This window comes from Cupriavidus sp. FW305-46, assembly GCF_058787075.1.
Map to the genome: position 1 here is coordinate 24,345 of NZ_JBYSZI010000060.1, position 17,997 is coordinate 42,341.

At 66.5% G+C, this 17,997-nt stretch carries 14 protein-coding genes and 1 pseudogene; 9 read left to right on the forward strand and 6 right to left on the reverse strand.

Annotated features, from left to right (window positions below; genetic code table 11):
- Positions 1-23: 23 nt before the first annotated feature.
- The 4 genes and pseudogenes from AC3WON_RS24940 to AC3WON_RS24955 form a co-directional block, all read right to left on the reverse strand.
- On the reverse strand, positions 24-224 hold the full coding sequence (locus tag AC3WON_RS24940) for a DUF1656 domain-containing protein (RefSeq protein WP_492317711.1): 201 nt from the start codon (positions 222-224) through the stop codon (positions 24-26).
- An 18-nt stretch (positions 225-242) separates the two neighbouring features.
- Entirely contained in the window at positions 243-1,715 is a 1,473-nt protein-coding gene (locus AC3WON_RS24945) for an efflux transporter outer membrane subunit (protein WP_492352941.1), read from the reverse strand.
- The gene (locus tag AC3WON_RS24950; protein WP_492352942.1) at positions 1,705-3,519 is read right to left on the reverse strand and encodes an FUSC family protein; all 1,815 of its coding nucleotides are present in this window, start codon (positions 3,517-3,519) and stop codon (positions 1,705-1,707) included. The genes AC3WON_RS24945 and AC3WON_RS24950 overlap by 11 nt, the downstream gene beginning before the upstream one ends.
- Before the next feature lie 35 nt (positions 3,520-3,554).
- Positions 3,555-3,734 (reverse strand): annotated as a pseudogene (locus AC3WON_RS24955) (FUSC family protein); the annotation flags it as partial.
- Here AC3WON_RS24955 and AC3WON_RS24960 point away from each other — a divergent pair.
- The 7 genes from AC3WON_RS24960 to aceE all read left to right on the forward strand — a co-directional run bounded on the left by AC3WON_RS24960 (position 3,667) and on the right by aceE (position 12,806).
- Entirely contained in the window at positions 3,667-3,831 is a 165-nt protein-coding gene (locus AC3WON_RS24960; protein WP_492352951.1) for a hypothetical protein, read from the forward strand. The pseudogene AC3WON_RS24955 and the gene AC3WON_RS24960 sit on opposite strands and share 68 nt — an antisense overlap.
- Positions 3,832-4,101: 270 nt before the next feature.
- Positions 4,102-5,061, forward strand: a complete 960-nt coding sequence (locus AC3WON_RS24965) for a pirin family protein (protein ID WP_492352943.1) — start codon at positions 4,102-4,104, stop codon at positions 5,059-5,061.
- A 266-nt stretch (positions 5,062-5,327) separates the two neighbouring features.
- Positions 5,328-6,278: a VOC family protein gene (locus AC3WON_RS24970; protein WP_492352944.1), complete on the forward strand. Its 951-nt coding sequence runs from the start codon at positions 5,328-5,330 to the stop codon at positions 6,276-6,278.
- Positions 6,279-6,384: 106 nt separating this feature from the next.
- The gene (locus AC3WON_RS24975) at positions 6,385-7,248 is read left to right on the forward strand and encodes a fumarylacetoacetate hydrolase family protein (protein WP_492317716.1); all 864 of its coding nucleotides are present in this window, start codon (positions 6,385-6,387) and stop codon (positions 7,246-7,248) included.
- A 31-nt stretch (positions 7,249-7,279) separates the two neighbouring features.
- Positions 7,280-9,058, forward strand: a complete 1,779-nt coding sequence (locus AC3WON_RS24980; protein WP_492352945.1) for an FAD-dependent oxidoreductase — start codon at positions 7,280-7,282, stop codon at positions 9,056-9,058.
- 80 nt (positions 9,059-9,138) lie between these two features.
- Complete coding sequence (locus AC3WON_RS24985) at positions 9,139-9,930, forward strand: GntR family transcriptional regulator (protein WP_235205969.1); 792 nt, start codon at positions 9,139-9,141, stop codon at positions 9,928-9,930.
- A 194-nt stretch (positions 9,931-10,124) separates the two neighbouring features.
- On the forward strand, positions 10,125-12,806 hold the full coding sequence (aceE, locus tag AC3WON_RS24990) for a pyruvate dehydrogenase (acetyl-transferring), homodimeric type (protein WP_492352946.1): 2,682 nt from the start codon (positions 10,125-10,127) through the stop codon (positions 12,804-12,806).
- Positions 12,807-12,815: 9 nt separating this feature from the next.
- Here aceE and AC3WON_RS24995 read toward each other — a convergent pair whose 3' ends face one another.
- Positions 12,816-13,778, reverse strand: coding sequence for a LysR family transcriptional regulator (locus tag AC3WON_RS24995; RefSeq protein WP_492352947.1), 963 nt, complete (start codon positions 13,776-13,778; stop codon positions 12,816-12,818).
- A gap of 150 nt (positions 13,779-13,928) precedes the next feature.
- Entirely contained in the window at positions 13,929-14,825 is an 897-nt protein-coding gene (locus tag AC3WON_RS25000) for a VOC family protein (RefSeq protein WP_492352948.1), read from the reverse strand.
- 308 nt (positions 14,826-15,133) lie between these two features.
- On the opposite strand from AC3WON_RS25000, the gene AC3WON_RS25005 reads away from it, so the two are divergent.
- Positions 15,134-16,762, forward strand: coding sequence for an FAD-dependent monooxygenase (locus tag AC3WON_RS25005; RefSeq protein WP_492352949.1), 1,629 nt, complete (start codon positions 15,134-15,136; stop codon positions 16,760-16,762).
- A gap of 28 nt (positions 16,763-16,790) precedes the next feature.
- Entirely contained in the window at positions 16,791-17,831 is a 1,041-nt protein-coding gene (locus AC3WON_RS25010) for a CDP-6-deoxy-delta-3,4-glucoseen reductase (protein ID WP_492352950.1), read from the forward strand.
- Positions 17,832-17,997: the final 166 nt, after the last annotated feature.

A 17,997-nucleotide genomic window follows, 5' to 3' on the forward strand; every position in this document is an offset into this window, starting at 1 on the left:
GGTCCGTTTTTCTTGCGCGGCACTCAGCGCCACAGCGCCAGCCCGATGCCACTGAAGATCGATATGAACAGCGACACCCGGAACAGCGGCGGATGCCACACCCGCCGGTAGACGCCCAGGCGCACAAGCAGGCGGTCCACCAGCAGGTACAGCAGCAGGCAGCCGACAAATATCGGCAGCAGCGACGGCATCAGGATGGAAGCCAGTGCGATCTCACGTGGCATGGTGGGCGTCTGCGTGCATCATGTCGGCTCGCTGGCGACCGCGGCAGCGTCGAAGCCGCCGCCCAGCGCCTGCATCAGGCTCGCCCATGCGTCCAGGCGGGCCGCGCGCACCAGCGCCAGGCCCTGTTCCTGGCGCCGCAACTCGGTCTCGGCGGCGAGGACGTTGAGGTAGTCGGTAAAGCCGCTGCGGTAGCCGCGCTCGGCCAGTGCATAGGTTTGCCGGGCCGCGCGCAGCGCCTGTTCGATGCCAGCCTGCTGGCGTGTCAGCGATTGCAGCGAGATTACCGCGTCGGCCACGCCCCGGAAGGCTGCCAGCACGGCCTTGTTGTAGCTCTCGACTGCGATGTCGTAACTGCGCGTGGCCACACCGTGGTTGCCCTGCCTGCGGCCGCCGTCGAAGATTGGCAGCGAGATTGCCGCGCCCACGTTGTGCCCGATCGCATCGCGGTCGACAAAGGTGAAGAAGTTGCCGAAGGCTGCCGATGCCAGGCCAATGCTCGCCACCAGGTTGATATTCGGGTAGAAATCCGCCCTGGTGACCTTGATGCCCTGCGCGGCTGACTCGACGCGCCAGCGTTGCGCCACCACGTCCGGGCGGTGCCCGACCAGTTCCGCCGGCAGCGACGCAGGCACCGCGATCGGCGCCGTCAGGACCAGGGCGGGGCGCGCCAGCTTGTCGCCCGCGCCGGGGCCGTCGCCACTGAGCACCGCGAGCTGGTTCTTCACCAGCGCGATGGCGCGGTCTGCCTGCTGTACCTGCGCCTGCAGTGCCGGGATCGGTGTGCCCGCCTCGCTCAACTCCAGTTCACTGGCCAGGCCGCGGCTGTTGCGCTTGCGAATGATCTCGTGGATGCGGGTCTGGCGCGCAAGGTTGGCCTGGCTGACGTCGCGCAGCGCGTACTGCAGTGCCAGGTCGATATAGGCGCGCACTACGGTTGTCTCCAGGCTCAGCTGCGCCATGCGCGCATCGGCCGCCGCTGCTTGCACGTTGTCCAACGCGCCTTGCAGGGCTGCGCGGTTGCGTCCCCAAAGGTCCAGGTCGTAGGAGAGATCGGCGGCGAGATGGTTGTTCCAGGTGGTATGCCCGCCGATGGGCTGTGGCGAAGACAGCCGCGGAAAGCGCGTACGACCGAAGGCACCTCCCGCAAGCACGTTGGGCTCGATGGCAGCGCCGGCGATCCTTGCCTGCGCCAACGCCAGTTCGCTGCGCGCCTGCGCGATGCGCATGTCGGGCGAGCCGGCGACCGCGTGCGCCACCAGAGCATCCAGGTTTGGGTCGCCGAGTTGCGACCACCATGCCCGCTGGGGCCAGCCGGCATCTTGCTGCGTGGCGCGTAGCGCAGCGCCGGGGTCGACCGCGGCAGCGTCCAGCGGCGTGGCCGCGGGTTCGATTCCGCCGGTGTTGGCACAGGCTGCAAGCATGGCGATGCAGGCGCCGGCGAGCGCGAGCATCCGTAGTGCCGCCTTTGCCGGCGTTGCCTCAGCGCGCATCTGGTCCCTGGGCAACGCCGACCAGCGGCAAGGCATCGTCAAGCAGCGACAGTCGCATCGCATGCAGGGTGGCGCGCGCCTCGCCGGCGGCCGGCGACGCGTTGCGGCCGGTCCACGCGATGGTTTGCTCCAGGACCAGGACGGCCGCCCCGAAAGTGGCCGGCAACGGTGCGCGGAACAGCGCGGAAAGGGCCGCCAGCAGGTCCGCCTGGCGGCGCTCCCAGGTCACGGGCAGCACGCCGCGGGCCGTGATCTCGCGCAGGGCGATCGTGCCCAACCCGATCTCGAGCGCGGCAAAGGCCCAGCCCAGCAACTCGGCCTGGCCGGCTCGCCCGGCTGGCGGGCGCGAGCCGGCAAACTGGATGAAGTCGCGGATATGGGTTTCGAAGTGAAGGCGCAGTCCTGCGAGCGGGGAGCGGCAGATGTCGGCCGCGACCAGCTGGCGCAGCTGCTTCAGGTACTGCTCGGCCAGCCAGTGGCCGCCCTGCGGCACGATGGTGGCGAACGCCAGCGAGGCGATGGCGATACCCATCAGTGTGGCGATGCCTGCGTCGAGGTAGCCGGCCGGGTTGAAAACCATCGGATTGCCGAGGTTGCCGAGAAAGCAGAAATAGATGCCGAAGCCCAGTCCGATCGCCGCAGTCGGCGGGAAGGTCCCGACGTAGCTGCCGATCGCAATGAACGGCGCCAGCGCCACGGCCAGCAGCAGGAAGCCGTCGAGATGCGGCAGCAGGAAAAAATTGAAAAAGAGGCCCGCCACCCACGCCAGGGCGCACCCGATCAGCATCTGGCGGGCAATGGCGATGGGCTGGGGCATGATCGAGTACAGCGAGATGGCGATGGTTGCCGCGATCACGCCGGAGTTACCGCCGGCCCACCCCGAGACGATCCACAGCCACGCGCTGACCAGTACCGCCACCGTGGCGCGCATGCCCGAGGCGAGGGCGAAGGCCCGGTTGGCCGGGTTGGCACGCCCGCGCGGCCGCTCGCGTGGCGCCGGCGACGCAGCGATGCCAGGGGCCCGCAGCGCCAGGAAATTGTCGGTATATGACAGCAAGTCGGACACGGCTTCGCGCAGCGCCGTGGCGCCGGCGGCAAAGCGGTCGGCTGCCAGCAGCGGCGCATCGGCCAGGGTTGCCCTTGCCGCAGCGATGTAAGCGGGCAGTGCCGCATCGAGGCTGAGAAGGCCCCGGTGCAGTGTGGCGATTTCCTCCAGTTCCAGTCGCGTACGCCCCGCTGTGGCGGGCAGCACCGCGGCAAGGCGCCCGAACAGGGCGTCCAGTGCATCGCCCGCACGGTGGTCGGCAGCCTTGGCCAGGCGGGCCCTGAGCTGGTGGATGGTATGGAAGCGTGCCAGTGCCTCGAGGAAATCGTGGTTCAGGCGCAGCATCAGCGCGTTGTTCGCGCGCATTTCCGGATCCTCGAACACCGCTGCGCTGCGCAGGCTTTCCAGCTGTGCGCGCTCGCCGGCCAGGCGCAGGTGCAGCGTGCCAAGTCGCGCGGTGGTCTCACTGCCCTGCAGCGCGCTGCGGATGAAGCCGGCGAAGGTGGCGATATGCTGTTGCCCGGCGGCCAGCAGCATCGATGCCACGCGCTGCGGAAACAGCAGGCCGCTCACCATGCCGGCGCAGGCAATGCCGACCGAGACCTCGCTCATGCTGATCACGACGTTGTCGAAGATGGCGTAAGGGTTGGAGATCGACGGCACTGCGGCAATGCAGGTGGCATAGCCCGACAGCACGAACCCGTACGACTGGTAGTTGCGGAAATATGCCGCGCCGCCCATGCACAGGCCGATCCACACGGCCAGGGCCAGCCCAGCAGGAACAGCATGCGCTCCTGCGGGAACGCAAAGATCAACAGCAGCGCGGCCACGCTGCCTACCATCATGCCGACGGCGCGGTAGAAGCCCCTCGCCAGCACCATGCCGCTGTGCTGGTGCATCATCAGGATGACCACCGACACCATTGCCGTGCGCGGCGAGGCCAGTTCCAGCCGCATCGACAGCCACGTTGCCATCAGCACGGCAATGACGGTCTTTGTCGCATGGAGCAGGCGGCCGCGGTCGGCTTGCCACCAGGCCCGGGCCGTGCCGGCCAGCCCTGCGCTGGCATAGGCTGCGGCGCTCACGCGTGCAAGCGCGGGGCGCGCCAGGGGGCGGTGCGCAACAGGTGCGCGGTGGAATGGCGCCGCATGGTCTCGGTCATGGAAGTGTGGACTTCTGTGGCTTCTGTCACGGCGTGATCATAGTTCAAGAAGGCGCTTGGGAGCGTTCGCTCAGTGCGAACATGGTGTTCGATCTTGTACGCCTACCGGCTGCGCCGGGCCGCCTGTAGGCTGGTCAGCCTGGCAATCACCGCGCCGCGTCGGCGGCAAGGAGTCCACCATGAGCAACACCACGGCACAATCCACGGCTTCGCTGTCGCGCGACTGCGCGCCGTGCCCCGGCCAGCCGGTCCTGGAGCGTATCCAGACGCGGCCGGCGGAGGTCGGAGAAGGCCTGGTCATCCACCGCGCCTTGCCCAACCGGCAGCGGCGCATGGTCGGCGCCTGGTGCTTTCTCGACCATGCGGGTCCGATCGACTTTCCCGACGGCCACGGGCTGAACGTCGGGCCGCATCCACATATCGGTCTGCAAACCTTTACCTGGATGATCGAGGGTGAGGTGCTGCACCGCGACAGCCTCGGTTACGAGCAACTGGTCAGGCCGGGGCAGGTCAACCTGATGACGGCGGGCAACGGCATTGCCCACGCAGAGCATTCGGTAGCCACCGGCGGCCGCTTGCACGCCGCCCAGCTCTGGATTGCACTTCCCGAAGACAGGCGGTACATGGCGCCGGCATTCCAGAACTATCCGGACCTGCCGCGCGTGGTGTCGGGCGGGTTTGACATCACGGTGCTGGCAGGAACAGCGTTCGGCCGGACCTCTCCGGTGGCGGTGCACTCACCGCTGGTCGGTATGGACCTCGCGACCAGGCAGGCCGCCAGCACGGATGTTCCGGCCGATCCTGCCTTCGAATACGCGGCGCTCACGTTGAGCGGCGAAGCGGTCGTGGAGGGCGAGGTGCTGGGCCCTGACACGCTGCTCTACCTCGGCACCGGACGACAGCAGATCGCCGTGCGCAGCGACGGGCCGGCCGAGTTGCTGCTGATCGGCGGGGCCCCGTTTGAAGAGGGGATCGTGTTGTGGTGGAACTTCGTTGCGCGCAACGCGGCCGAGATCGAGGCCGCCACGAATGACTGGAACAGCGGCGCCAGCCGCTTTGGCGAAGTTGCCGGGGATGTCGGTGCACGCCTGGTTGCGCCTGACGTGACCGGCATGCACCTCAAACCGCAGCGACGCTGAAGCCAGGTCGCCGCGTACCGGCGCCGCCTGCCAGTGTCGGGCCGGTGATCTTCAGGTTGCATCAACCTCTCTAGCCATCAGGGCCGGATGTCCCGTTGCCATGCCTTACGGATTCGGATGCCGGTCCGTGCGCATTGTTCAATAGATATGCAAAACTTGTTTTTATATATTTTATTGAATAGTATAGCCACCAGGCCGAAGCCAGACGTGAGTGCAGGGAAGAGCAGGCACGGCGCGGCAAGTCATAAGAACGACAGGAGACAAGGATGAATACGAACGGAGCACAGCCAGCCGCTGCTGCAGCCGGTCCGAAGTACGCGGTCCATTCAATCGACCACTATGCACTCGAAGTGCCGGACCTGTCCGTGGCAGAGCACTTCCTCGATGCCTTCGGGCTGACGCTGCGCCACAACACGGGCTGGCTCGAAGCCTATGCCGCGGACGGGCATTGCTGGGCGCGCTTCCGTGAAGGCGAGCACAAGCGCCTGGCCTACCTGAGCTTCAATTGCTATGCCGAAGACCTGGCCGGCATCCGCCAGCAGCTGGCCGATGCCGGCGCGGCATTCGTCAATGACGCACTGCATGGACAGGCCGGAGGCATCTGGTTCTTCGATCACGACGGGAATCTCGTGCAGGTCAAGGCCGGCCCGAAGACATCGCCCGATGCCAAGCTCAAGGCCGGGCTGGAAAGCGTGCCGGCCGGCCAGCGCGGGGCCGTGGTACGCAGCCAGGTGCAGAAAGTGCGTCCGCGCCGGCTCTCGCATGTGCTGCTGTTCTCGCCCAACGTGCCGAACCTGGTTGGGTTCTATCGCGACGCGCTGGGGCTGCGCCTGTCTGACAGTTCGGCCGATATCATCGCCTTCACCCACGCCCCGCACGGCAGCGATCATCACCTGCTGGCATTGGTGAAGAGTTCCGCCAAGGGCTGGCACCATGCCGCCTGGGACGTGGCCAGCGTCAACGAGGTGGGGCAGGGCGCGGCCCAGATGGCCAATGCCGGCTACTCCCGTGGCTGGGGCACCGGGCGCCACGTACTGGGTTCGAACTACTTTTTCTATGTGCTGGATCCCTGGGGCTCGTTCTGCGAGTTCTCGGCGGATATCGACTACATCCCCGCCGGCTGCGAATGGCCCACCGGCGACTTTGCGCCGGAAGACTCCCTGTACCAGTGGGGGCCCGACATGCCCGACTACTTCATCCGCAATACGGAAGCCTGAACGCCGGCTGCGCAGTGGCGCTTTGCGTCTTTTTCTGAAAATATATTTTCAGTTGATATTTATATCGCAGGCCGATGGGCCGCGATCATTCCCCGGAGCTTGAAGCATGAAACTTGCAACCTTTTTGCTGGATGGGCGCGCGCGCGTTGGCGTAGTGTCCGCCGATGGTGTACTGGCCCTGCCCGAGGCGGCGGGCAACGATGTCGGCGCGCTGGTGGCCGTTGGCACGGACAGCGAGCGTTGGCGCGCCCTGTACGCACAGGCCACGCCGGTGGCCGATGCTGACAGCCTGACCTGGCTGCCACCCGTGGGCCGTCCGCCCAAGATTCTGTGCGTCGGGCTGAACTATGCCGACCACACCAAGGAATCGCCCTACGATCAACCGGACTATCCGACCCTGTTCCTGCGCGTGGCGACCAGCTTGGTGGGCCACAACGGCGCGATCGTGCGGCCGCTGGTTAGCGATTCTCTCGACTACGAAGGCGAGCTGGCCGTGATCATCGGCAAGGGCGGCCGGCATATCGCCAGGGATGAGGCGCTGGGCCACGTGTTCGGCTACTCGATCTTCAACGACGGTTCGGTGCGCGAATACCAGTTCAAGTCGCCGCAATGGACCGTGGGCAAGAACTTCGATGCCACCGGCGGCTTCGGCCCGGTGGTGGTCACCGCCGACGAGCTGCCGCCGGGCGCGGCGGGCCTGCAGCTGGAAACGCGCCTCAACGGGCAGGTGGTGCAGTCGGCCAGCACCTCGGACATGCTGTACGACGTGGCCTCACTCATCTCGATCATCAGCGAGGCAATCACGCTCGAGCCGGGCGACGTCATCGTGGCCGGCACGCCGTCCGGCATTGGCTGGGCACGCAAGCCGCAGCTGCTGATGCGCCACGGCGACGTGTGCGAGGTATCGATCGAGGGCATCGGCACGCTGTCGAACCCGATCGTGGATGAGCCGGGGCGGGCGGCGCGATAAGCCCGACACCTGAGATCCGAGGAGACAACCCATGAAGACCATTGAAGTACCTGTGCTGGTGGTGGGCGCCGGGCCGGCCGGCCTGGCCACGACCGCGCTGCTGGCAACTTACGGCGTACCAGCGCTGACGATCACCAAGTACGCGGGCACGGCCAACTCGCCGCGGGCTCACATCACCAACCAGCGCACCATGGAGGTGTTCCGCGATCTCGCCATCGAGGATCGCGTGCTGGCGCTGGCCACGCCCAACGCGTTGATGAGCAACAACGTGTGGGCCACCAGCTTCGCCGGCACCGAGATCGCGCGGCTGCAGACCTGGGGCAGTTCCGAGCAGCGCAAGGCCGACTATGCGATGGCCAGCCCCTCGCCGATGTGCAACGCGCCGCAGCACCTGCTTGAGCCCGTGCTGCTGGATTGCGCGCGCGAGCGCGGCGCGCAGTTCCTTTTCAATACCGAGCTGACGGAGATCTCGCAGACGGCGGATGCGGTCACCGCCGTGCTGAGGGACCGCATCACCAGTGAAATCACGCAGGTGAAGGCGCGCTATGTGGTGGGCGCGGACGGTGGCGCCAGCACGGTGGTGCCGCAGTGCGGCTTCGAGATGGAAGGCCAGATGGGGCTCGGGGCCGCGGTCAACTGCTGGCTGGAGGTGGACCTCGCCAAATACTGCGAGCATCGTCCCGGCGTACTGTACTGGATGACCCAGCCGGGCAACGACTACTGGGTGGGTAGCGGTACGTACATCTGCGTGCGGCCGTGGAACGAATGGGTGCTGCTCTTCATGTACGACCCGGCGCAGGGCGAGCCCGATCTCAGCGAAGAGGCTGTGATCCGCCGCGCGCGGGCAACCATTGGCGACGACTCGCTGCCCATCCGCGTAAAGGCGGTCAGCAAATGGCAGATCAATCATGTTGCGGCGAAGGACATGCGCAAGGGCCGGGTATTCATCGCCGGCGACGCGGCTCACAGGCATCCGCCCGCCAACGGGCTCGGTACCAATACGTCAATTCAGGACGCGTTCAACCTGGCCTGGAAGCTTGCCCACGTGATCCGCGGCAACGCCGACGACAGCCTGCTTGACACCTACTCCGCCGAGCGGCAGCCGGTGGCCCGGCGCGTGGTTGACCGGGCGATGCAGTCGGTCCGCAATATGCTGCCGATTGCCAAGGCGCTGGGGTTCGAGCCCGGCCAGAGTGAAGCGCAGGGCTGGCAGAACGTTGACGAACTCTTCGGCGATACGGAGCGGGGCCGCGAGCGGCGCCACGCCTTGCAGGAGGCCGTCAGGCTGCAGAATTACCAGTTCAACTGCCACGGCGTGGAAATGGGGCAGGTCTATGCTTCGGATGCGGTGGTGTCCGATGGCCGGAGCCGGGCCCCCTGCACGCGGGATCCGGATCTCTACTATCACCCGGACACTGCGCCGGGCGGTGTTGTGCCTCACGCATGGCTGGAGCGTAGCAAGGAGCGGGTCTCCACCCTGGACCTGGTGGGGCACGGCCGCTTTACGCTGCTTACCGGTATCGGTGGCGATGACTGGCGCCGCATTGCCGCAGACGTGTCAGCCGCGCTAGAGATTGAGCTCGAAGTCGTCAGCATCGGCGGGCCGAACTGCGATGCCCACGACGTCTATGGCACCTGGAGCGAACTGCGCAGCATCTCGGATTCCGGGGCCGTCCTGGTGCGGCCGGACCGGATCGTCGGCTGGCGGCATGCGCAGCTCGATGCGTGCGCAGCGCAGGGCCTGGAACACGCGATGCGCAGCATGCTTGGCCGGGCGGCGCTGGCGGGCGGGCGGCGCCAGGCGGCGTAGCGAAAAGCACAAGGTGCCCGCCCATGCGTCTCGCAAAATATATAATGTTTGACACTATCTATCATCTGCGAGACCAAGCCGTGGCGAGAACAAAGTCAGCGAAGGCTGTTTCCGACGAGGCCGCAACGGCTTTGCCGGAAGCCCCGGACCTGGGCGGGCGCACCTGGGCTTCCGTGCTGGAGCAATCCGTGCGCGAGGACATCATCAACGGCAAACTGCCCGCCGGCAGCAAGCTGCGCCTGAAGGATCTGGCCGAGCGCTACCAGGCCGGCGTGATTCCGCTGCGCGAAGCCCTGTCGCGGCTGTGTACCACGGGCTTCGTGCTGGCCATCGACCAGAAGGGATTCCGGGTGGCGCCGCTGTCGGCGGAAGAACTGCTGGACATCACCCGCGTGCGCCAGCAGATCGATACCAGCGCGCTGCGCGACGCGATCGAGGCCGGCGATATCGCATGGGAAGCGCAAGTGGTCGCGATGCATCACCGGCTGACGCGGATCCCGATGGTGCTGCGCGGCAAGGACGGGGCGCTCAATCCTGAATGGGAAGAGGCGCACGCCGCCTTCCACGAAGTGCTGGTGGCCGGCTGCCGCTCGGCATGGCTGCGGCGCTTCTCAGTGGTGCTGCGCGACCAGACCGCCCGCTATCGCTTCTTGTCCCTCGCCGTGCCCAAGGCTGCGCGGGCGCGCGACGTCGCGGCCGAGCATGAAGCCATCGTCAACGCCATCGTCGCGCGCAATGCGCGTGAAGCGTGCCGGTTGCTGTCAGAGCATTTCCAGGCGACCACAGACCTGGTGTTGAAGTACCTGGAGCAGCAGAAGGTGAAGGCAAGGCCATCGCGCAGGGCGGCAGTGCCCACTGAGCTGGCTACCTGAGGTAGGCAGGCGGCTGCCCCGACAGCAGTTACCAAGCGCGCGCTGCGGGGTATGCGGTGTTTCTCCTGCGGAAACACCGTGTTCGCCATTCCTTGCCTTACGGTGATGCGTGGCGAATGCTAGCCTTGAGTCCCTTTCCCGCGGTACCGCGAGACGGACTGCGGGGCATTCTGCCGATACCCAGGAGTTCCCCCATGGCGCAAGCTCTCCCAGCCAGTTCCCGCAACGATGACCCCGACGCCCAGGAAACCGCCGAATGGCTGGATGCGCTTGAGGCGGTGATCGAGCAAGAGGGGCCGGAGCGCGCACATTACCTGATCGAGCGGCTGATCGAGCGCGCCCATGGCGCCGGCATCTACCTGCCGTTCAGCGCCAACACCGCCTACCTCAACACCCTCCCGCTCGATGCGCAGGCGCGCAGCCCGGGCGACCATGAGCTCGAGCACCGCATCCGCTCCTATGTCCGCTGGAATGCGATCGCGCTGGTATTGCGCGCGGCGCGCGACACCAATGTCGGCGGCCATATTGCCAGCTTTGCCTCGGCGGCGACGCTGTATGAGATCGGCTTCAACCACTTCTGGCACGCGCCCTCGCCGCAGCATGGCGGCGACCTGGTCTTCTTCCAGGGACACTCGGCGCCAGGCTTCTATGCGCGCGCGTTCCTGGAGGGCCGGCTGACGGCCGAACAGATGGACAACTTCCGCCAGGAGGTGGACGGCAAGGGCATCTCGTCCTACCCGCACCCATGGCTGATGCCGGACTTCTGGCAGTTCCCCACGGTGTCGATGGGGCTGGCGCCGATCATGGGCATCTATCAGGCCCGCTTCATGAAGTACCTGCAGGACCGCGGCTTTGGCCAGCATGAGGGCCGCAAGGTGTGGGTCTTCTGCGGCGACGGCGAGATGGACGAGCCCGAATCGCGCGGCGCGCTGGGCATGGCCGGGCGCGAGCAGCTGGACAACCTGGTCTTCGTCATCAACTGCAACCTGCAGCGGCTGGACGGGCCGGTGCGCGGCAACGGCAAGATCATCCAGGAGCTGGAATCGGAGTTCCGCGGCGCGGGCTGGAACGTGGTCAAGGTGGTCTGGGGCAGCAAATGGGATGCGCTGCTGGCGCGCGACAAGGCCGGCATCCTGGCGCAGCGGATGATGGAATGCGTCGACGGCGACTACCAGACCTTCAAGTCGAAGGACGGCGCCTACGTGCGCGAGCACTTCTTCAACACTCCCGAGCTGAAGGCCCTGGTCGCGGACTGGTCCGACGACGACATCTGGGCGCTGAACCGCGGCGGGCACGATCCGCACAAGGTCTACGCCGCCTACCAGGCCGCCAGCCAGCACCGCGGCCAGCCGACCGTGATCCTGGCCAAAACCATCAAGGGCTACGGCATGGGCGAGGCCGGCGAGGCGCAGAACATCACGCACCAGCAGAAGAGCATGCGGGTGGAAGCGCTGATGCAGTTCCGCGACCGCTTCCGGCTGCCGCTGTCCGACCAGCAGCTGGACGAGCTGCCCTACCTCAGCTTCGAGGAAGGCTCGCGCGAACACAGCTACCTGCATGAACGGCGCCGGGCGCTGGGCGGCTACCTGCCGGCGCGGCGCCGGCGCGGGCCGTCGCTGCCGGTGCCGGCGCTGTCGGCGTTCGAGGCGCAGCTCAAGGCCAGTGGCGAGGGGCGCGAGTTCTCCACCGCGATGAGCTTCGTGCGCATCCTCAACACGCTGCTGCGCGACCAGGCGCTGGGCCGGCGCATCGTGCCCATCGTCTCGGACGAGTCGCGCACCTTCGGCATGGAAGGGCTGTTCCGGCAGATCGGCATCTGGTCGCAACAGGGGCAGACCTATACGCCGCAAGACGCTACGCAGCTGAGCTTCTACAAGGAATCCAAGGACGGGCAGATCCTGCAGGAAGGGATCAACGAGGCCGGCGCCATGGCTGACTGGATTGCCGCCGCCACCTCATACTCGACGCACGGCGAGCCAATGATCCCGTTCTTTATCTTCTATTCGATCTTCGGCTTCCAGCGCTTCGGCGACCTGGCCTGGGCCGCCGGCGATCAGCGTGCGCGCGGCTTCCTGCTGGGCGGCACCGCCGGGCGCACCACCCTGAATGGCGAAGGGCTGCAGCACGAGGACGGACACAGCCTGGTGTGGGGCGGCACCATCCCCAACTGCATCAGCTACGACCCTACCTTTGCCTATGAACTGGCGGTGATCATCCAGGACGGCCTGCGCCGCATGGTGCAGGAGCAGGAGGATGTTTACTACTACATCACCGTGATGAACGAGAACTACGAGCACCCGGCCATGCCCGAAGGCGCCGAGGGCGACATCCTGAAAGGGATGTACCTGTTCCGCCGCGGCAAGGAGGGCGGTGACGGGCAGCCCCGCGTGCAGCTGCTCGGCGCCGGCACCATCTTCCGCGAAGTGATCGCCGCGGCGGCATTGCTGGAGCAGGACTGGGGCGTGCAGGCCGACCTGTGGGGCTGCCCCAGCTTCACCGAACTGGCGCGCGAGGGCAATGCCGCGGCGCGCTGGAACCTGCTGCATCCGGGCGAGACGCCTCTCCTTTCCCACGTGGAGCAATGCCTGGCGCCGACGCAAGGACCCGTGATTGCGGCTACCGACTACGTGCGCGCGCTGGCCGACCAGATCCGTACCTTCGTGCCGCGCCGGTATGCGGTGCTGGGCACCGACGGCTATGGCCGTTCCGATACGCGTGAGCAGCTGCGGCATTTCTTTGAGGTCGACCGCTACTGGATTACGGTCACAGCGCTGAAAGCGCTGGCGGACGAGGGTGCGATCGGCGCGGCGGTGGTGCAGCAGGCGCTGCGGAAATACAGCCTCGATGCCGACAAGCCATATCCGCTGCGCGCCTGAGCGGGCGGATCAGCCCGGGAGGACGCGGGTGACCGCAGGCACCCTGGCGAAGCGCGCGGCCAGCGCCTCCCACGGCGGTGGCGACAGAGACTGCTGCAGGAACTGGATCAGGGTGCGCAGCTTCTGCGAGGGAAACTCGGAGCGCGGATAGACCGCGAACACCCCGTCGTCGAGCGGGGCCTCGTCCGGCAGCACCTGAACCAGGCTGCCCGCCGCCAGCGCTGCCGCGACAATGAACAGCGGCAGCACCGCGATGCCGTGCCCGGCCAGCGCCGCATCGCGCAGGATTTCGCCGTTGTTTGCGGTGAATACGCCGCGCGGCGTGATGATCCTGGGCGCGGCTTGCGGCGTGGTGCCGCGGAACGCCCAGATCTGGCCCGGCGGTGAATTGCTGTATGACAGGCACGCGTGCCGGGCAATGTCGTCAAGGCTCTCCGGCACGCCGGCCCGTTGTGCATAGTCGGGGCTGCAGCATACGATGCGCCGGCTGACCGCCAGCTTGCGCGCGATCAGCGCGCTGTCGGCCAGGCGCGTAATGCGGATCGCCACGTCGTAGCGCTCGTACCCGGTATCGACGAGGCGGTCGTCCAGTTCCATGACGACGTGCAGGCGCGGATGCTGCTTCGCGAACTCCGCGATCAGCGGCGACAGCCACAGTGTGCCGAAGCTCATTGGCGCCAGGATACGTAATTCACCGCACAGGTCGCCTGAGGTTTCCGAAATGCTCTCGGCGGCATGGGTCAGCTGCGCCATCGCGGCGCGGGCCTGCTCGTAGAAGTGGCGGCCGCTTTCCGTCGGCTGCACCCGGCGTGTGGAGCGCTGCAGCAAGGTGACGCTCAGGCTGCGCTCCAGGTCGCTGATGCGCTTGCTGACGACGGATTTCGACAGCCCCATGTGACGCGCTGCGCCGCTGACGCTGCCCATTTCGACGACCAGGAGGTACGCTTCGATGTCCTCGGTCCTGATTTGCATGTTGGCCTTTGCGCTTTGATTTCCTGGTACGACAGGATACTGAACGGTACTGTGTCCCTGCAATGAGGTATTGCACCGTGCAGGAAATCGCGGTGCTGGCCGCGTCGCCCCAGCGGCCCTGACGACTTCGTTCTTCTCGCGGCGCGCCCGCTACGCTTGCTCGATACTGCCCTTTGCACCAAACGCCGGGCTCGGCGAGCCGCCCCAGAGATCGGCTGCGTCCTTGCCGCGCTCCATCATGCGCGCTTCACGCGCGGTGGCTTCCGGGAACTCTTCCATGCCATAGCTGTACTCCGCAGTCAGCCCATCCGGATCGGAGAAGTAGAGAAAGATGCTGCCGGAATTGTAGTGGCGGCCCGGACCAAAGCTGATATCCACGCCGGCATTGCGCAAGCGGTTGACGGCCTTCCCGATATCGTCGATTTCAGAAACCATGAAGTTGACATGATGAAGCTGGTTTTCGCTGGTTTGGCCCACGGCGAAACTATGGTGATAGGGATTCGGAAAGCACCGAAGGAAGGCAAACCTTCCCGGCGTGTAGTCGGATACCTTGAAGCCGAAGTCGTTGAGCAGGGACTGATAGGTGGCGTCGAACGAGCGCGCCCCGATCACGACGTGGCCTAGTCTCGCGATCTTCGTGTGTGGCGAGGAGAACGGCCGGATCATTTGCATCACCTCCGCATAGAACTCGAAGGTAAGGCCACTGGATGGTTCCCGTACGCGGAAGCTGCGGCCTTGCCTGAGCGCTTCGCACTCGGCCGTCGTGAGTTCGACGGGGTGGAGGCCGCGCGCCTCGAAATGCGCGAAGGCATCGTCGAGCTGCCGGGCGTTCTCCAGCTCAAAGCCAACCCGGCAAAGTCCTGGCAGCGGCGACTCGAGCAGCACGAGATTGTGATGGTCCGACGAGCACCTGAGAAACGCTGCTTCGTCCGTGCGTTGCGTCAGCTCCAGTCCGACCAAGTCGCGATAAAACGCTACGGACCGGTCCAGGCTGGTCACGTTGAGCGCGACGTAGCCAAGCCTTCGATAGCGGAATGGTTGATTCACTGTCTTCTCCTTGGATTGCCTGCTTCCCTTAAGTCGCAAGTTCGTATCACCAGACGGATTAAATGACCGCACAGTGATACTGTACATCACTGGCGTTTGCCGATGCAATCGATCGGCAAGGGTCTGGTTGGCACCGGCCTCGGCGTGCCAGGCCCCGTGCCCGCCTGGGTCGTACCCCCATGCCGGCAATGTCTTTTCGCATCTTGACAATGCCCTGAGCGGTGGCTAGAGTTGGCCTAAATGAAACAACGTGTCCGAGGGATGAAACTAAAAACTCAACTGGACGCATGCCAACAAGGAGCAATCGGGTGTCGCAGACAGAGGTGCTGATCGTAGGGGCAGGGCCGGTGGGTTTGACGCTGGCGATCGATCTGGGGCAGCGGGGCGTGCGTTGCACGCTGGTGGAGCGCAACCCGGCGCCCGGGCGCTTGCCGAAGATGGAGCGCTGCAATGCGCGGACGATGGAGATCTACCGGCGCCTGGGGATAGCGGAGCAGATCCGGGACGCTGGATATCCGCGCGATGAGCCGATGGATGTGTTCATCGTGACTTCGCTGGCGGAGCCGCCGCTGTTGCACCGGGCGTATCCGTCGGTGCGTGAACTGCAGGCGCAGGGCAGGCGCCGCAATGACGGTGGCGCGCCGCTGGAGCCGTATCACCTGATCTCGCAATACACGCTGGAGCCGCTGCTGAAGGCGGTGGCAGAGCGCACGCCGAATGTGACGGTGCGCTTTGGCTGCGAGCTGACGGAGTTTGCGCAGGATGAGGACGGGGTAAGTGCGAGCGTTGTCGATAGCGAGGATGGCGCGCAGGAGATCCGCGCACGCTATCTGGTGGGATGCGATGGCGGCTCCAGCACGGTGCGCAAGCAACTGGGGATCCGCTTGAGCGGCGAGGGCAACATCCTGCGGCTGCGGCAAGCGCTGTTCCGGTGCGACGATCTGTATGCGCGCATTCCGATGGGGCGTGGGCGGCATTACCACGTGGTGGACGACCAGGAAACGCAGATCGTGGTGCAGGATGACTGCCGCCACTTCACCATGCACTCGGTGGTTGCCGACGATGCGCAGATGGTCGAGAAGTTCAGGCGCGTGGTCGGCCTGCCGATCGAGTTCGAGACCCTGTACGTGGGGGAGTGGACCCAGCACCTGCTGCTGGCGGACCGCTACGGCGAGGGACGGGTGTTCCTGGCTGGGGATTCGGCGCATCTGGTGATCCCGACGGGCGGCCTGGGGATGAACACCGGCGTTGGCGATGCGATCGACCTGTCGTGGAAGCTTGCGGCGACCCTGGCCGGGTGGGGCGGTCCGAACCTGCTGGGCTCGTACCAGCGCGAGCGCCGGCAGATCGGCGCGCGCAATGTGGCGGCGTCGCGCTATGCGGCCAACGGCAAGCGCACGTGGCGGGCGGCCTACCGGCCCGAAATCGGCGATCAGACGGCCGAGGGCGCCCAGGCACGGGCGAACCTGGTGCGCATCGCGGAAGTGGAGCAGCGCAAGGTCAACGAGCAGACGGGGACGGAACTGGGCTACCGCTATCTCGATTCGCCGCTGGTCTGGCCGGAGCCGGGAGAGAGCCCGGACCCGGACAGCTACAGCTACCGCCCGACCACCTGGCCGGGCGCGCGCCTGCCGCATGTGTGGCTGGATGACGGCAGCGCGCTGCATGACCGGATCGGGCCGGGCTACACGCTGCTGCGGCTCGGTGGCACGCGCACGGACACCTCGGGGCTGGCCGCATGCATGCGCGAGCTGGGCGCCCCGCTTGAGGTGATCGAGATCGGGGACGCGGCGCCGCGCGAGGTGTATGGGTGCGACCTGCTGCTGCTGCGCCCGGACCTGCACGTGGTCTGGCGCGGCAATCATCTGGATGTGGATCCGAAGCGGCTGGCCGCGGTGGCCACGGGGCACCGGCTGGCCCCGGCGGCGCAGGGCTGAACCGTTCCCGACTGACAGGACAGACGACATGACGTTCAAGGTGACCTTACAACCGAGCGGGCACAGCTATACGGTGCCGGCAGGGACGACGGTGCTGACGGCGGGGCTGAACGCCGGCTGGATCATGCCCTACAGCTGCCGTGCCGGTGGCTGCCGCACGTGCCGCGGGCGGATTCTTGAGGGGCAGGTGGACCACGGCCGGGCCCACGCGGCGTACCTGACCGAGGCGCAGCGCGCCGAAGGGCTGGCCTTGCTGTGCCAGGCCAAGCCGCTGAGCGATCTGGTGATCGAGGTGAAGGAGCTGTCGCTCAAGCAGGTGAAGCCGCGCAAGACACCGTGCCGGGTGCGGCAGATCCGGCGTGTGGCGCCGGACGTGGCGGTGCTGGAGCTGCGCCTGCCGATCAACGAGAACCTGCGCTACGCGCCGGGGCAATACCTGGACTTCCTGCTGCCGGGTGGCGAGCGGCGCAGCTATTCGATCGCGACGCCGCCGTCGGCGGCGGGGCAGATCTCGCTGGAGCTGCACATCCGGCATACGCCGGGCGGGGTGTTCACGGACCGGTTGTTCGGCGGGGAGATCGAGCCCGGGCAGATCCTGCAGTTCGAGGCGCCGCTGGGGACCTTCTCCCTGCGCGAGGAGAGCAGCGCGCCGATCGTGTTCGTGGCGAGCGGGACGGGCTTTGCGCCGATCAAGGCCGTCATCGGCTACATGATCGAGCGCAAGCTGGAGCGGCCGATGACGCTGTACTGGGGCGGACGGCGGCGCCAGGACCTGTACCTGGACGAGCTGGTGCGCAGTTGGGAGTCGGCGTGTCCGTGGTTCCGGTATGTGCCGGTGCTGTCGGAGGCGCAGCCGGAGGATGGCTGGTCAGGGCGCACGGGCTATGTGCACCGGGCGGTGATGGAGGATCTGCCGGACCTGTCCGGGCACCAGGTGTATGCGTGCGGGGCGCCGGTGATGGTGGAGGCGGCGCGCGAGGACTTCGTGGCGCGGTGCGGGTTGCGCGAGAGCGAGTTCTTTGCCGACTCGTTCCTGACGCAGGCGGAGCTGGCGGGGTCGGCGGCGTGAGCATCGAATCAATGAACGGAGAAACGAGGAGCAAGACGATGAGGATACCGAATGCGACGGTGCCGACGAAGAATGCGACGGCGATCGTGCGGCCGTCGTTCATGTCGCACGGCACGCTGGAGTCGAGGAACCTGAAGGAGACGCGCAGGTTCTTCGAGGAGGTGCT

Excerpts from the sequence above, each read along its gene's own strand:
- AC3WON_RS24995 (WP_492352947.1), bottom strand. The coding sequence starts at position 13,778 with ATGCAAATCAGGACCGAGGACATCGAAGCGTACCTCCTGGTCGTCGAA.
- AC3WON_RS24970 (WP_492352944.1), top strand. The coding sequence starts at position 5,328 with ATGAATACGAACGGAGCACAGCCAGCCGCTGCTGCAGCCGGTCCGAAG.
- AC3WON_RS24975 (WP_492317716.1), top strand. The coding sequence starts at position 6,385 with ATGAAACTTGCAACCTTTTTGCTGGATGGGCGCGCGCGCGTTGGCGTA.
- AC3WON_RS24945 (WP_492352941.1), bottom strand. The coding sequence starts at position 1,715 with ATGCGCGCTGAGGCAACGCCGGCAAAGGCGGCACTACGGATGCTCGCG.
- AC3WON_RS24940 (WP_492317711.1), bottom strand. The coding sequence starts at position 224 with ATGCCACGTGAGATCGCACTGGCTTCCATCCTGATGCCGTCGCTGCTG.
- AC3WON_RS24980 (WP_492352945.1), top strand. The coding sequence starts at position 7,280 with ATGAAGACCATTGAAGTACCTGTGCTGGTGGTGGGCGCCGGGCCGGCC.
- AC3WON_RS24960 (WP_492352951.1), top strand. The coding sequence starts at position 3,667 with ATGACCACCGACACCATTGCCGTGCGCGGCGAGGCCAGTTCCAGCCGC.
- aceE (WP_492352946.1), top strand. The coding sequence starts at position 10,125 with ATGGCGCAAGCTCTCCCAGCCAGTTCCCGCAACGATGACCCCGACGCC.
- AC3WON_RS24965 (WP_492352943.1), top strand. The coding sequence starts at position 4,102 with ATGAGCAACACCACGGCACAATCCACGGCTTCGCTGTCGCGCGACTGC.
- AC3WON_RS25010 (WP_492352950.1), top strand. The coding sequence starts at position 16,791 with ATGACGTTCAAGGTGACCTTACAACCGAGCGGGCACAGCTATACGGTG.